A 12,494-nucleotide genomic window follows, 5' to 3' on the forward strand; every position below is an offset into this window, starting at 1 on the left:
TAAGGCAGTTTCTACACAGATTCTTTTTGCTTTTTAAGCTTCAGATCAATAAAATTAGTCCATTTATCGTTTTCTTTCACGAACCATTTTCCAATTAATTCGGTGCTTTCCTCATTAAATTTACCTTCAAATCTCATGTCAGAACTTCTAATTTTAAAAATATTTTTGGTCAGGTAACCGGTCATGGAACCACTTTGACCTTTAGAATTGTAGTATTGCATTTTTGCCCTTGTTGGAGAATTTCCCAAAGAAATAATTTCGAAAGTCTGACTTCTTTCATTACCCATTTTTACATCAGCTTTATGCAGAATATAATTTCCGTTCAAAATATATTCATAAGTATCAATACCAATTAACTCTGCATTGTCAGCTAAAATAGTTCCTTTAGTTACCCAAATTCCAATAAGCCGGCTAAAATTGCTTGTTTCTATCTTATTCATATTGTTTAATTTGCGTTGATTATTTTATAGCTGCATGGGTAAATAAACATAAAATACAGTTCCTTCGTTTACTTTACTTCTCACTTTAATAAATCCGTGATGATTGTCTGTGATTTTTTTTACTAAAGTTAATCCAAGTCCACTTCCGTGATATTGGTTATTGTTGTGCAAGCGATAAAAAGGTTCAAAAATTTTAGCATCAAATTCCTGATCAAACCCAATACCATTATCGCTTATAGAAATTTTGAGATAATCAATATCCTTGTTTCCTCCAATCTCCAGAATTTCATCTACTGAAGATTTTTGCGTTTCGATTTTAATTTGAGGCACAACGCCTTCTTTTGTATACTTAACAGCATTGAGAATTAAATTGGTAAAAAGCTGTTGTATTTGATACGGTATTACTTTTAACTGCGGAAACGGCGCAATCTCAATCACAGCATTTTTTTCTAAAACAATATCCTTAATATCAGACATTGTTTTCTTTAAAAGTACATTCAGATCTGTTTTTTTATACTCTTTTTCTACAAAGTTTATTCGGGTATAATCGATAAGATCAGCAATTAACTGACTCATATTCGTTACCGCAAATAACATTCGGTCCAGATTGTGCTTACTCGTTTCTGACAAGTTTTTTTCATGATCGATAATTCGCTGGCAAAATATATGAATCTTACGAAGCGGTTCCTGCAGATCATGACTTGCAGCAGAGCTAAACGTTTCGAGCTGTTCGTTATATTTTTGTAATTCCTGATTTTTAATCGTCAGCTGTTCATTCGCAATAACAACATCAGTGGTATCTTCCAGAGCCAGAAGAATCATTCCGGCGGGTTTTGCGTTTAAAATTCGTCTGGCATTTACCATCATGATTTTTTTGCCAATTCCTTTACACATTGTATGAACCTGAAAATCTTCGATTGATGCTTTTTCTCCCAGCATTTTAACGATTAGATCCTTAAATTCCGGAATATCCCATTGACAATCCCCAATTTCAAAAAAAGAATGCCCTTCGGTTTCTTTTTCTGTCGTTTGAAAGTATTTGTAAAAAGCAGGATTGGCACTTTTTACAAAAAAATCCCTGTCAATGATTAATAAAGGTTCCCGAATAGTTTTAAAAATAGAATCAGAATAATTTCTCATCGAAATCAATTGTTCCTGACGATCTACTAATTCGTCATTGACACACATTAATTCCTCATTATTCGATTGCAATTCTTCCGTTGAGGTTTCCAGTTCCTCATTCATCGCCTGCAATTCTTCACTGCTGCTCAGTAATTCTTCATTCGTAGATTGAAGTTCCTCAAAGGCAGTTTGCTGTTCTTCGGTTACACGTTTGATATCTGCGCGAAGCTGTATCAATTCATTTTCTAACTCAACAATTCGCTTTTGATTAGAATTTTTTCTTGTGGTTTTATCCCCGTCTACTAAATTAGCAATTGTTTTTTTGTAAAAAAGAATCATTATATGCTCTTCATCATCAGGAATTAAAACGACTTCAAACGAAGCTGTATAAGGCTGATTTTTGACAATTATATTCTCCTTAAAGACGTTTTTCTTGTATTTTTTTATATTTAAAATGGCATTACGAAGTTCAAAACTAATTCCTTCACGAGCCATTTTCAGCACATTAAAATTAGGTTTTCCCGGCGAAGGCAGCAAGTAAAAACTGGTATCTCCGTGAAAATGTACAATTTCGAGCTGTTCATTTATAATAACGCTTGCCGGAGTATATTGTAAAAATAAAATATCAGAAGCAATTTTTCTAAAATCAGTTTCAGCCGAATTCCTTTTTTCAAATGATTCGATTTCACTGTTTATACTTAGATTTATGGGTTTTAAAGCATCAGGAACATATCTGGTAAAAGCAGATTTACGAATGTATATTTTTTCATTTATCCCAATAGGTTCAAACAAACTATGCGCGTTGTATGCAGTTTCTGATTTTCCAAGAAATAAAATTCCCTTTTCTTTTAGTGAATAATGAAAAGAACTCAATACTTTATTTTGCAAAAAAGGATTAAGATATATCAATACATTTCTGCAGGAAATTAAATTAATACGTGCAAAAGGCGGATCTTTTATAAAATTGTGAACTGCAAAAATGCACATTTCGCGTATTACCTTATTGACATGATAATTTCCGTCATGTTTTGTAAAATAATTTTGAAGCCTACTTGGCGAAACCTGTTGTATATCCTGTGCCGAATAAATAGCAGTTCGGGCTTTTGAGATGAATTTTTCAGAAATATCCGAGGCAAAAATCTGAACCTTTATATCCTTATTATTTTTTTCGGCAAGAAATTCATGAATACTTATGGCGATAGAATAGGCTTCTTCACCAGTGGCACATCCTGCAACCCAAATGCGTATATTATTGTTGGATACATTCTGGATCAGCTGCGGATAAACCAATTCCGGCAAAGAGTCAAAAAAACTGGTATCCCTGAAAAAATACGTAACCGGAATCAAAAAATCATTAAAAAGTAGATCTTGCTCTGTTTTGTCATTTCTAAGATAATAGTAATAATCCTGTAAAGTGTCTTTGCGGGCGATCACCATTCTTCTGGAAATGCGGCGTCTTATTGTAGGACGTTTATAATGACTGAAATCATTTCCGGTTCTTAATAAAATAAGATTCGTAATTAAGTTTAATACTTCTTCTTCATTTTTTAATACATGGTCCTGTTCGGTGTACGCATGGTTAATCTTGTAGCTTTTTTGAATCTCAATTAATTGCTGCGGTATCAGCTCAGGCGCAAGTATATAATCGACAGTATCTGCTTCAATAGCACTTTGGGGCATTCCTTTAAAAGCAGCAGTTTCAGGATCCTGAGCGATTGTCACACCGCCAAGTTCCTTGATTTTTTTTAATCCAAAAGTCCCGTCAAAAGCGGTACCCGAAAGAATTATACCAATCGCAAAACTCTTATGAACTTGCGCCAATGATTCAAAGAAAATATCAATCGAGGCATTTTTTCTTTCATTTCTCGTTCTGGGATGTATTTTTAAAATACCATCTTCTGCAACCAAATTGGTGTTTTCCGGGATTATGTAAACGTGGTTGGGTGCCAGATTGATATCATTGATAATTTCATGTACCGGAATGTTAGTATGTGGTGATAAAATTTCGACCAGATTACTGGGATGATCCGGTGATAAATGCTGTACCAGAACATATGCCATTCCCGATTTATCCGGTATTGCATTTAATAATTTTTTAAAAGCATCCAATCCTCCGGCAGATGCGCCGATACCAACAACAGGAAAATCCTGTTTAGACTTTTTAGGTTCTTGATTGTCAGGTGATTTCATGAGGTGTTACTATTTTAAATCAAAGTTATAAAGTCTTTTATAATAATAATATTCAAAAAATGGGAATCATGTAAAATCTGCGTAAAATTATATAAAATTAAGGTTTTGATATTTATAAAATTTGCGAATATCAAGGATCTTAAAACGTGTAATTAATTAAAAATCAATGCTATGAAAAATATGCTTATTACAATCGCAATGTTAGGAGTTATGGGATATGGTTTTGCCCAGGAGACTACCAAAACAACAAAAAAAGCAAAATCTAAGCCAGATACAATTGTTAATCGTACTACGAAAACTAAGGTTGAAAAAAAATCGACTTATAAAACTGATTCAATAAAAACAAAACCGGCGAAAAAGCATAAAGCTAAAACAACCACAATCGGAAGAGATTCAATTCCGAATTAATATCTGTCATAGAGATTTTCGAAAACCTGTGTTTTACAGGTTTTTTTATGTCAAATTTTTTAATAGATTTTTCAGTACTTTAAAATCATTGGGTTTAGTATAAAAATCTATTGCGCCTAAATCTCTTATTTTGGTTTTTATATCCAGAGGTATCGATGTCGAAAATATGATTACCGGAATGTTTTTTATTATTTCTCTCTTTTTTATTTCAGTCAATAGTTCCATGCCATTCATAAAAGGCATATTGATATCAAGAAAAATAAGATCAGGACGAATTTCATTATTTATAAGTTGTTGCAAAGCATTAACCGGATTATGAATTGCTGTATAAGCAGCTGCAGAAACTTCTTCAAGTGCCTCTAAAAAGAAATTGCAGTCATCATAATCGTCATCTATTTGTAGAATGTTTTTATATTTCATAATGATTTGATTGTTGATTTTAGCACAATTTGCAAGGGGTAATTCTTTAGAAACTTGTGGTCAAATAACATAATTCTGTTATGAGGAATCAAAAACTTACACAGGAGGGATGAATAGTAAGAATATTTTCATAATTATTGATTTTAAGGGGTAAAAAAAGCTTGTTATATGGCACAACAAGCTTTTCCTAAAAAAATTGTAGAGAAATTAATCCACTATGGTTACGTAAAGTGAATCCTTTTGATAATGTGCAGCCTCTTGTTTATCGCGTGCGTAATCTTCGTCATCGCAATGTGGGGCACAGTTTGCATTTAAAATTGTAATTAAAATAATGGTCAAAATAATCTTAATTTTTAGCATTTTCATAATTCCTTTCTTAAAGTTATTTTCAATTAATTTTCGTAAATGTAAAATCATGACTAAATACGAGTTTATATAATTTCATTTTTTTGTTATATAATTTCCATGTTTTTTTTGCAAGAGGAGTGAATAGGAGAGAGTATAGAAGAAAGAGTAAAGAAGAAAGAGTATAGAGGGAAGATTTTTAGAAATGAGATTATAGAAGAAAGAGTAAAAAGAATTAAGATTATAGAGAAAGATTATTGATTAGGAAAAAAATACTTCCCCTATCCATGGATTATTAGTAGATAACTAGGAGGGTTTATATTTTTATGCAAGGTAAAATCGCAAATACTTATAAGTCGCATGTGTCTTTACGATCAAAATTATCGTCATTTTTAGGTTTAAATAAATCTTCATCATCCCATTTAATAGTATTACATTTATTTTTGAAATGTCTACAAATTTCATGTTCACCTCCAATAGTTATGGAATGATATAAGGAAGAAGAATTTAAATCATTAGTTCTTGTACTTTTTTTAATTTTTTGAAAATCCTTATCATGCCGATTGTGATTTTCTTTTTCTTCATAATTCATGCTACATTTATTTTAAGTTACTTTTTGTATGAGAAACAACTGTTTTTACTACAAGTTTTAGTCAGTCACAATATGATTTTGTCATAAATATAATTGGGTTGCATGAATTTATTTTACATTTAAACACTTAAAAAGTTATATAATTTACAGGTTATTACAAAAAATCTGGTTAAGATTATTCAGGATATTAGCATTAAATCACAGATTGATTTTTAGTATATATCAACTTGACAATCTTATGATGTCTCTGAATCTTTCACTTATAATGAAGTTTTATTTTACGAAAACAATTTCTAATTTTTTTTACAATTCCTGAAATAATCCTAATGACAATTCAGGAACTTTTATATAATTTTACGGTCTATGTATGAAATATTTCAAAAATATATTGACGATAAAACAACGCTGACACCATCAGAGTCAGACTATATAAAGTCATTTGCTATTATAAAAAAGCTTCGTAAAAAACAATATCTGCTGCAAGAAGGGGATATCTGGAAATATGATGCTTTTATTACACAAGGTTGTCTGCGCACTTATTCGGTAGATGAAAAGGGGAGTGAACATATTAATAGTTTTAGCATAGAAAACTGGTGGACAGGCGATCGTGAAAGTTTAATGTTTCAGCAGCCATCACGTTTTAATATAGATGCTATCGAAGATAGTGAACTTGTATTGTTTACACATGAAAATTTTGAATTGCTTTGTCGCGAAATACCAGCCTTTAATACTATGGTACAAACAATTTTGCAAAAAAGCTTTATAGCAGCACAAAATAGAATTCAGGCATCGTTAAGTTTTACTGCCGAAGAAAAATATTTGAACTTTATAAATAAATATCCGGGATTTGCTTCGCGTATTCCGCAAACTATGATTGCCTCTTATCTGGGCATGACGCCGGAAACATTAAGCCGTATCCGGAAACAAACCGCAAAAAAATAGTGATAATGTATCAGGAGCTTCTAAGCTCCTTTTTTTATGCTGTATTTCGATGACTTGATCTATATCAAGTTTTTACTTATTTCTAATCAATGTACAGGTTTTGCAATCTGCGCAACTTTGTAATGTTCAAAAGAAACAAACTTTATAAACATTTAAAAATTAGAAATCATGTCAAAAACAATTTTCATTACAGGTACAAGTACAGGCTTTGGTAAACTTACAGCTATAACATTAGCAAATGCAGGGCATTCAGTAATTGCAGGAATGCGCAACACAAAAGATAAAAATGCTGACGCAGCAAAAGAAATGGCTTCATTGCCAAATATTGAAGTAGTCGATATTGATATTACAGACGACGCCTCTGTAAACAATGCCTTTGAAAAAGTACTTAGTAAATACGGCAAAATCGATGTCCTTATAAATAATGCTGCAGTAAGCGGTTTTGGTTTACTTGAAGGATATTCTATCGATCAGATGCGTAAAATGTTCGATGTAAATGTTTACAGCGTACTTCGCACGTATCAGGCAGTTCTTCCTTCTATGAGAAAAGCTAAAAACGGATTAATCATTAACATTACTACCGGCGCAAGTGGACATACGCTGCCATTTATGATTCCTTATATCGCATCTAAACTTGTGGTAGAAAGTTTTACCGAAGGACTACAGGATGAACTTGCAGATTACGGAATTGAAAACGTAAGCATACAACCCGGCGTATATCCTACAGAAATGAATAACGGCTCAAAAGCAGGTATTCATGCAGATAAACAAGAAATCTTAGATCAGTATGGAGACGCTGCAACAGACAAATTCAACGCATTGGGAGCTGCATTATTTGGCAAAATGGCACAGTTTGATATGAACCCGCAAACCATAGCGGATGGAATTCTTGAGTTGGTTAACATGAAAAAAGGAGAGCGACCATTACGTTTTCCATTAGATGCAATTGCTCAGGGAACAGACAAAGAATTTATTCAGGCGCGTGCAGAAATTAAAGCAAAATGGTTAGCAGCTTACAGTAATTAATTTAAAAAAAATATCATTTTAATAACAAAATATATACATCATGAAAACAAATAATAAATCAAATCAATTACAAACTTCAGCAATTGCTTTACTGAACCTCGTTTTATTTTTTTCAACTTCAGAAAAAGCAGCGGCACAAAACAACGCAGGAATTATAGGAATTGATCACGTGGGAATAAATGTTCCGGATCTTAATAATGCGGTGGACTTTTTTAGCAATGTATTGGGTTTTACACCCGTAACACAACTTGGTCCCATTCCGCTTGATGCAGCCTGGAAAGACCTGAACCATATTAATCCCGGAACTGGCGCGGTAACCATAAAAATGATCAATGCCGGAACCGGAGCCAGTATCGAAGTATTTCAATATGATGATAATAAAGGCAGTCACGTACATCCTAATGCAGATGATGCGGGAGCATCTCATATCGCTTTTTATACTGCAGATATTCAGGTTGCGGTAAAATACCTTAAAAGCAAAGGTGTCAAAATATTAGGCGAACCCTTTCTTACTCCTTCAGGAGATACAGCAGGAGAATCATGGGTTTATTTTGAAACTCCGTGGGGTTCTAAAATGGAACTTGTTTCATATCCCAATGGAAAAGGTTATGAAAAATCAAATCCTAAAACAGTATTATGGTCACCAAAAAATGCAGCCGCATATAAACCAAATACAAATGATTTTGATGCTGTTAAGAACAAAGCATTAATCGAAAAACATCTTGAAGTCTGGAATGAAAAAGATCAGGCAAAACGTACTTCATTACTAAACCAAATTTATGCTGTTGATATAGAAATGGTTGATCGCAACTTTATTGCGGTAGGAAACGATGAAATAAATTCCTTTATTATTGGATTACAGCAAAAAAATCCGGATTTTAAATTTACAGTTAAATCCGTTGAGACAAATCATAATGTTGCACGTCTTTACTGGCAATTTGGCTCAAAAGCAAAACCTGCAACAGTAAGCGGTATGGATTTATTTGTGATTGAAAATGGTAAAGTTCAAAAACTATATGTGTTCGTAGACGCGAAATAATTGCTTAAGTTTTATCATACAGTAATAAAAAACAAAACCAGAAAAGCCCTAAATATTTAGGGCTTTTCTGGTTTTCTATTCTTCTGATTGCAGCTATCAGATACAATTTTATAAATCTGAGAAATCTTCATTCCTACAATCAAAATAATCATGCTTTTTTATATCAGATTTATTTTTATTTGATTGCATATTCGCGGTAATTTTATTTATTTAGCTATTATTTTGGTTAAAAGGAAAGCCTCTGGTTTTGTTGAAGATCAATCGCCCATTGCTATAATTTCTGGTAAACAGAAAAGTGTTTAAAGCTAAAGCGTCAGCATAAAAAACAACTGCTCCATAAAGACAGTTAAGTTTGATAATAAAATATATTCACTTTTTTAAAGACCCAGAAAAGCAACGATGGAGCTAACCGAAAATAAAGACCTTTTTAAAACCGTTTTTAGCTCGGCTTCGAGCGGAATCGCCGTGATGCAAGCTGTATACAACGACAAAAACAGGGTAGAAGATTTTTTAATGCTATTATTTAATCCGGCAGCACTTGTTACGATCGATAATAGAGATTATAAAAACAAACTCTACAGCGAAGTTTTTCCCTCAGTAAAACAGACAGACATACTTGAAAAATTTATTAGCGTAGCGGAAACCGGTGTTACCGCTAATTTTGAACGATGGTATGATGGCGACGGCATAAAAAGCTGGTTTCATTTTACTGTTGTAAGACAGGATAATTTATTGGTCGTAACCACAGAAGATATTACTGAAACCAAAGAGACAGAAATTAATCTTAATGAAGCGTTAGCAGCAGTTGAGAAACAAAAACGTCTCTACGATTCTATTACCAGTAATACGCCGGATCTTGTGTATGTATTTGACCTTGACTACAAATTTAGTTATGCTAACCAGGCTTTGTTAAGTATGTGGGGGAAATCTGCAGAAGATGCGATAGGTTTTGGTCTGCGTGATAATGGTTATGAAGAGTGGCATGCGCAAATGCATGAACGCGAAATAGATGATATAGTTGCTAATAAAAAAGCAATAAGAGGAACCGTTTCTTTTCCTCACGCTGAATTAGGAAGTCGGGTTTACGACTATATTCTCACTCCTGTTTTTAAAGACAATGGCGAAGTAGAGTCGATCGCCGGAATAACACGTGATATAACCGAGTCGAAACAGGCTGCAGAAATACTGGAAAAACTAGTAGCAGACCGCACCAAGGAATTACAGCGTTCTAATGGAGACCTGCAGCAATTTGCTCACGTAGCGTCTCACGATTTGAAAGAGCCAATTCGAAAAATAAAAACATTTACCAGTAGGCTTGAAGAACATCTTAAAGATAAATTAGATGCAACTGCAATACGTTTTATGGAAAGAATTCAGGTTGCAACAGATCGTATGTTTACAATGATAGACGGAGTTTTGGCTTATTCTACTATAAATGGAGATATCCAGAAACCAGAATTGGTAAACCTGAATGAAGTCATTAAAAATATTGAAACAGATTTAGAAGTTTCCCTACAGAAGACAGAAGGAAAAATTCATTATCAGGATCTTCCAACACTTGAAGGCGCTCCGGTTTTACTGTATCAGCTATTTTATAATCTTATCAATAATTCTATAAAATTTGCGAATACAGATTTACCGCCAAGCATTACTATATCCGCACAAAAAGAGCAACAAGAAACGAATTTCGCCCAAATTACACTCGTCGATAACGGAATAGGATTTGAGCCCGATCATGCAGAACGAATATTCGAAACATTCACCAGACTTAATCCCAAAGACAGATACGAAGGAACCGGATTAGGACTTTCTCTTTGTAAAAAAATAGTAGAGCGCCACGGAGGCAGCATTCAGGCAAAAGGTACTCCGGGCGAAGGCGCCAAATTTATTATAACACTTCCTTTAAAACAAAAAGACGCAGATATTTAAAATGGATAAAAAAATAATTTTACTGGCTGATGATGACATGGATGATACAGAAATGTTTTGTGAGGCACTAGAAGAAATAAATAAAAACATTGTATGCCATTGCGCAGATAATGGCAGTGAAGCGCTTCGCATACTCGATGAGCTACAAGAAAAACCGGAACTTATTTTTCTGGATCTTAATATGCCCGTTATGAATGGCTGGGATTGTCTTAAGTTCTTAAAAAAAGACAAGCGTTATGAGGATATACCTGTAATCATGATTTCTACTTCGTCGCATAGAAAAGACATGGATATCGCTTCAGATCTTGGTGCCGTTTGTTATTTTGTAAAACCTAATAATTTCAATGATTTAAAACACGTATTGCATACGATTACATCAAATTTGGGAGCTGGTTTAAGAGAAGCCGTTTTTAATTTGCAAGCCACCAATTCTGATCATATTTTTGCTTGTAGCTAATCATTCAAAGAAAAGTTTACAATAAAAATCGAAACGATTAATACAGTAAACTTTAAGAATTTTATTTGTGTTATATCCTATTAAATATAGTTTTTAAAACTTTTTTAAGGTTCAATTGTCAATTTTTCTTTAGCAGCTTTAACCAAATCGTCCAGCCAGTCCTGATGTCCATTGATCATTGGGTTTGGTTTGGCAACAGCCAACTCTTGTGCCGGTTTGCCAATTTGAGATTCCTGCGTTAAGATTCTGACTCTTCCGCCTGGTAAATCCTCGATTAGCCATGCATGAATAACATCTAATCTTGTTTCAGAATCTCCTTCAGCCCAGCCATGCCAAGCTATTCGGGCAGGTTCACCCGGTTTAGGTTCGATGAATTCTGTTATTTGTGCTTCTATAGGAAAACCAAAAGTTTTGAATCTGAATCGCGCCGTATCATAAAATAATAGATCTTCTTTATTTATAAATGCGATGTCAGACGAATTACTGTAATATTTTGGCCAGGCAAAAGGATTACTAAGATAAGGCCAGATATCATTTGTCGTTAAACCTGCAACGATAACTTCATTCGAGCAATAATTATCAGTTGTTCCCGGAAGATATTTTTCAGGCCATATTATTGAATTTTGCATAACTATTTTTTTATTTTAAATTTGTACTATAAAAATTATAGTTGCAAAATTATTTATAGTTATCTGATTGTGCAATAACTATCAAAATAGATAGGGCTAATAAAAAGAAAGTGATGGCAAAAAAAGGCGAAGAATGTGTAGGGAATCATGTAAAAGTAGAAGGCAAAATTTATCCTTGTACCGTAAGCCTTGCAATGGATTTAATTGGCGGAAAATGGAAAGCTGTAATTCTTTACCATTTAAAAGACACTGAAAAAAGATTCAGTGAATTACGAAAAGAGATTCCATTAGTAACCGAAATGACTTTGAGTTTACAGCTAAAACAGCTTGAAAAAGACGGATTAGTAACCCGAAATGTATATGGAGAAAAACCTCCGATCAAAGTTATTTATGAAATGACCGATTTTGGCAAGACTTTTATTCCTGCCCTGGAAGCGATCACAAATTGGGGAAATCAGATTGTAACCCAAAAAGGAGAATTTGTATCAGAATAAACGAAGGATTTTTTAAGATCGATGTTTTAAAAAACAGCCAAAATTTCTCAAAGCTATAATAACCGGAATAATACCTTTTCCGCTTTCTGTAAGGCTATATTCAACTTTAGGCGGAACTACAGGATAAACGGTTCTTTGAACCAGACCATCATTTTCAAGATCCCTAAGCTGACTTGCAAGCATTTTTTCAGAAATTGTTCCTACTTCTTTTCTTAGTTCAGTATATCGTATTACGGGACTCAGGGACAATCTGTATAAAATAAGTATTTTCCATTTTCCGCTGATACTTTTGTTGGCAAGTTCAACATGACAGGAAAAATAAGCATCACCATCTGTATAGTTTTCCCCGATTGTATTTTTTTCTAATTTTTTTTCGTTCATAACGATCTAATTTTCTGCAAATCTAACTAATATGTGAATACCTAACCAAATGGTAAGTACTTTTCAGGACGAAATCATAC

13 protein-coding genes are annotated in these 12,494 nt (G+C 33.4%); 7 read left to right on the plus strand and 6 right to left on the minus strand.

Going from position 1 to position 12,494, the window contains the following annotated elements; all coding sequences use genetic code 11:
* Positions 1–11: 11 nt before the first annotated feature.
* Together ASF10_RS18010 and ASF10_RS18015 are read right to left on the minus strand one after the other, a co-directional pair.
* Positions 12–440, minus strand: a complete 429-nt coding sequence (locus ASF10_RS18010) for a hypothetical protein (RefSeq protein ID WP_056252027.1) — start codon at positions 438–440, stop codon at positions 12–14.
* A gap of 24 nt (positions 441–464) precedes the next feature.
* Positions 465–3,752 carry a chemotaxis protein CheB gene (locus ASF10_RS18015; RefSeq protein ID WP_056252030.1) on the minus strand — a complete coding sequence of 1,096 codons (3,288 nt, stop codon included), beginning with the start codon at positions 3,750–3,752 and terminating at the stop codon, positions 465–467.
* 171 nt (positions 3,753–3,923) lie between these two features.
* On the opposite strand from ASF10_RS18015, the gene ASF10_RS18020 reads away from it, so the two are divergent.
* Positions 3,924–4,160, plus strand: a complete 237-nt coding sequence (locus ASF10_RS18020) for a hypothetical protein (RefSeq protein ID WP_056252032.1) — start codon at positions 3,924–3,926, stop codon at positions 4,158–4,160.
* 45 nt (positions 4,161–4,205) lie between these two features.
* On the opposite strand, the gene ASF10_RS18025 is transcribed toward ASF10_RS18020, so the two are convergent.
* Entirely contained in the window at positions 4,206–4,580 is a 375-nt protein-coding gene (locus ASF10_RS18025; RefSeq protein WP_056252034.1) for a response regulator, read from the minus strand.
* A 694-nt stretch (positions 4,581–5,274) separates the two neighbouring features.
* Positions 5,275–5,517 (minus strand): hypothetical protein, encoded by a 243-nt coding sequence (locus ASF10_RS18035; RefSeq protein WP_056252040.1) that lies wholly within the window; start codon positions 5,515–5,517, stop codon positions 5,275–5,277.
* A gap of 363 nt (positions 5,518–5,880) precedes the next feature.
* On the opposite strand from ASF10_RS18035, the gene ASF10_RS18040 reads away from it, so the two are divergent.
* From ASF10_RS18040 to ASF10_RS18060, 5 genes are all read left to right on the plus strand, one after another.
* Positions 5,881–6,459 carry a Crp/Fnr family transcriptional regulator gene (locus ASF10_RS18040; RefSeq protein ID WP_056252044.1) on the plus strand — a complete coding sequence of 193 codons (579 nt, stop codon included), beginning with the start codon at positions 5,881–5,883 and terminating at the stop codon, positions 6,457–6,459.
* Positions 6,460–6,627: 168 nt separating this feature from the next.
* Entirely contained in the window at positions 6,628–7,485 is an 858-nt protein-coding gene (locus tag ASF10_RS18045; RefSeq protein ID WP_056252047.1) for an SDR family oxidoreductase, read from the plus strand.
* Between the two features lie 40 nt (positions 7,486–7,525).
* A complete protein-coding gene (locus ASF10_RS18050; RefSeq protein ID WP_056252050.1) occupies positions 7,526–8,524 on the plus strand; it encodes a VOC family protein in 999 nt (332 codons plus the stop codon).
* 399 nt (positions 8,525–8,923) lie between these two features.
* The gene (locus tag ASF10_RS18055) at positions 8,924–10,453 is read left to right on the plus strand and encodes a sensor histidine kinase (protein WP_056252054.1); all 1,530 of its coding nucleotides are present in this window, start codon (positions 8,924–8,926) and stop codon (positions 10,451–10,453) included.
* A 1-nt stretch (position 10,454) separates the two neighbouring features.
* Positions 10,455–10,910 carry a response regulator gene (locus ASF10_RS18060; protein ID WP_056252056.1) on the plus strand — a complete coding sequence of 152 codons (456 nt, stop codon included), beginning with the start codon at positions 10,455–10,457 and terminating at the stop codon, positions 10,908–10,910.
* 104 nt (positions 10,911–11,014) lie between these two features.
* Here ASF10_RS18060 and ASF10_RS18065 read toward each other — a convergent pair whose 3' ends face one another.
* Positions 11,015–11,539, minus strand: coding sequence for a hypothetical protein (locus tag ASF10_RS18065; RefSeq protein ID WP_056252060.1), 525 nt, complete (start codon positions 11,537–11,539; stop codon positions 11,015–11,017).
* A 113-nt stretch (positions 11,540–11,652) separates the two neighbouring features.
* Here ASF10_RS18065 and ASF10_RS18070 point away from each other — a divergent pair, with 113 nt between their 5' ends.
* Positions 11,653–12,033: a winged helix-turn-helix transcriptional regulator gene (locus tag ASF10_RS18070; protein ID WP_056252063.1), complete on the plus strand. Its 381-nt coding sequence runs from the start codon at positions 11,653–11,655 to the stop codon at positions 12,031–12,033.
* Between the two features lie 12 nt (positions 12,034–12,045).
* On the opposite strand, the gene ASF10_RS18075 is transcribed toward ASF10_RS18070, so the two are convergent.
* On the minus strand, positions 12,046–12,414 hold the full coding sequence (locus ASF10_RS18075) for a winged helix-turn-helix transcriptional regulator (protein WP_056252069.1): 369 nt from the start codon (positions 12,412–12,414) through the stop codon (positions 12,046–12,048).
* Between the last annotated feature and the right edge of the window lie 80 nt (positions 12,415–12,494).

This window comes from Flavobacterium sp. Leaf82 (assembly GCF_001422725.1).
Taxonomy (GTDB): domain Bacteria; phylum Bacteroidota; class Bacteroidia; order Flavobacteriales; family Flavobacteriaceae; genus Flavobacterium.

Coding starts and splice junctions, on each gene's coding strand:
- ASF10_RS18070 (WP_056252063.1), top strand. CDS start 11,653: ATGGCAAAAAAAGGCGAAGAATGTGTAGGGAATCATGTAAAAGTAGAA.
- ASF10_RS18020 (WP_056252032.1), top strand. CDS start 3,924: ATGAAAAATATGCTTATTACAATCGCAATGTTAGGAGTTATGGGATAT.
- ASF10_RS18055 (WP_056252054.1), top strand. CDS start 8,924: ATGGAGCTAACCGAAAATAAAGACCTTTTTAAAACCGTTTTTAGCTCG.
- ASF10_RS18075 (WP_056252069.1), bottom strand. CDS start 12,414: ATGAACGAAAAAAAATTAGAAAAAAATACAATCGGGGAAAACTATACA.
- ASF10_RS18045 (WP_056252047.1), top strand. CDS start 6,628: ATGTCAAAAACAATTTTCATTACAGGTACAAGTACAGGCTTTGGTAAA.
- ASF10_RS18010 (WP_056252027.1), bottom strand. CDS start 440: ATGAATAAGATAGAAACAAGCAATTTTAGCCGGCTTATTGGAATTTGG.
- ASF10_RS18015 (WP_056252030.1), bottom strand. CDS start 3,752: ATGAAATCACCTGACAATCAAGAACCTAAAAAGTCTAAACAGGATTTT.
- ASF10_RS18025 (WP_056252034.1), bottom strand. CDS start 4,580: ATGAAATATAAAAACATTCTACAAATAGATGACGATTATGATGACTGC.
- ASF10_RS18065 (WP_056252060.1), bottom strand. CDS start 11,539: ATGCAAAATTCAATAATATGGCCTGAAAAATATCTTCCGGGAACAACT.
- ASF10_RS18050 (WP_056252050.1), top strand. CDS start 7,526: ATGAAAACAAATAATAAATCAAATCAATTACAAACTTCAGCAATTGCT.
- ASF10_RS18035 (WP_056252040.1), bottom strand. CDS start 5,517: ATGAATTATGAAGAAAAAGAAAATCACAATCGGCATGATAAGGATTTT.
- ASF10_RS18040 (WP_056252044.1), top strand. CDS start 5,881: ATGTATGAAATATTTCAAAAATATATTGACGATAAAACAACGCTGACA.
- ASF10_RS18060 (WP_056252056.1), top strand. CDS start 10,455: ATGGATAAAAAAATAATTTTACTGGCTGATGATGACATGGATGATACA.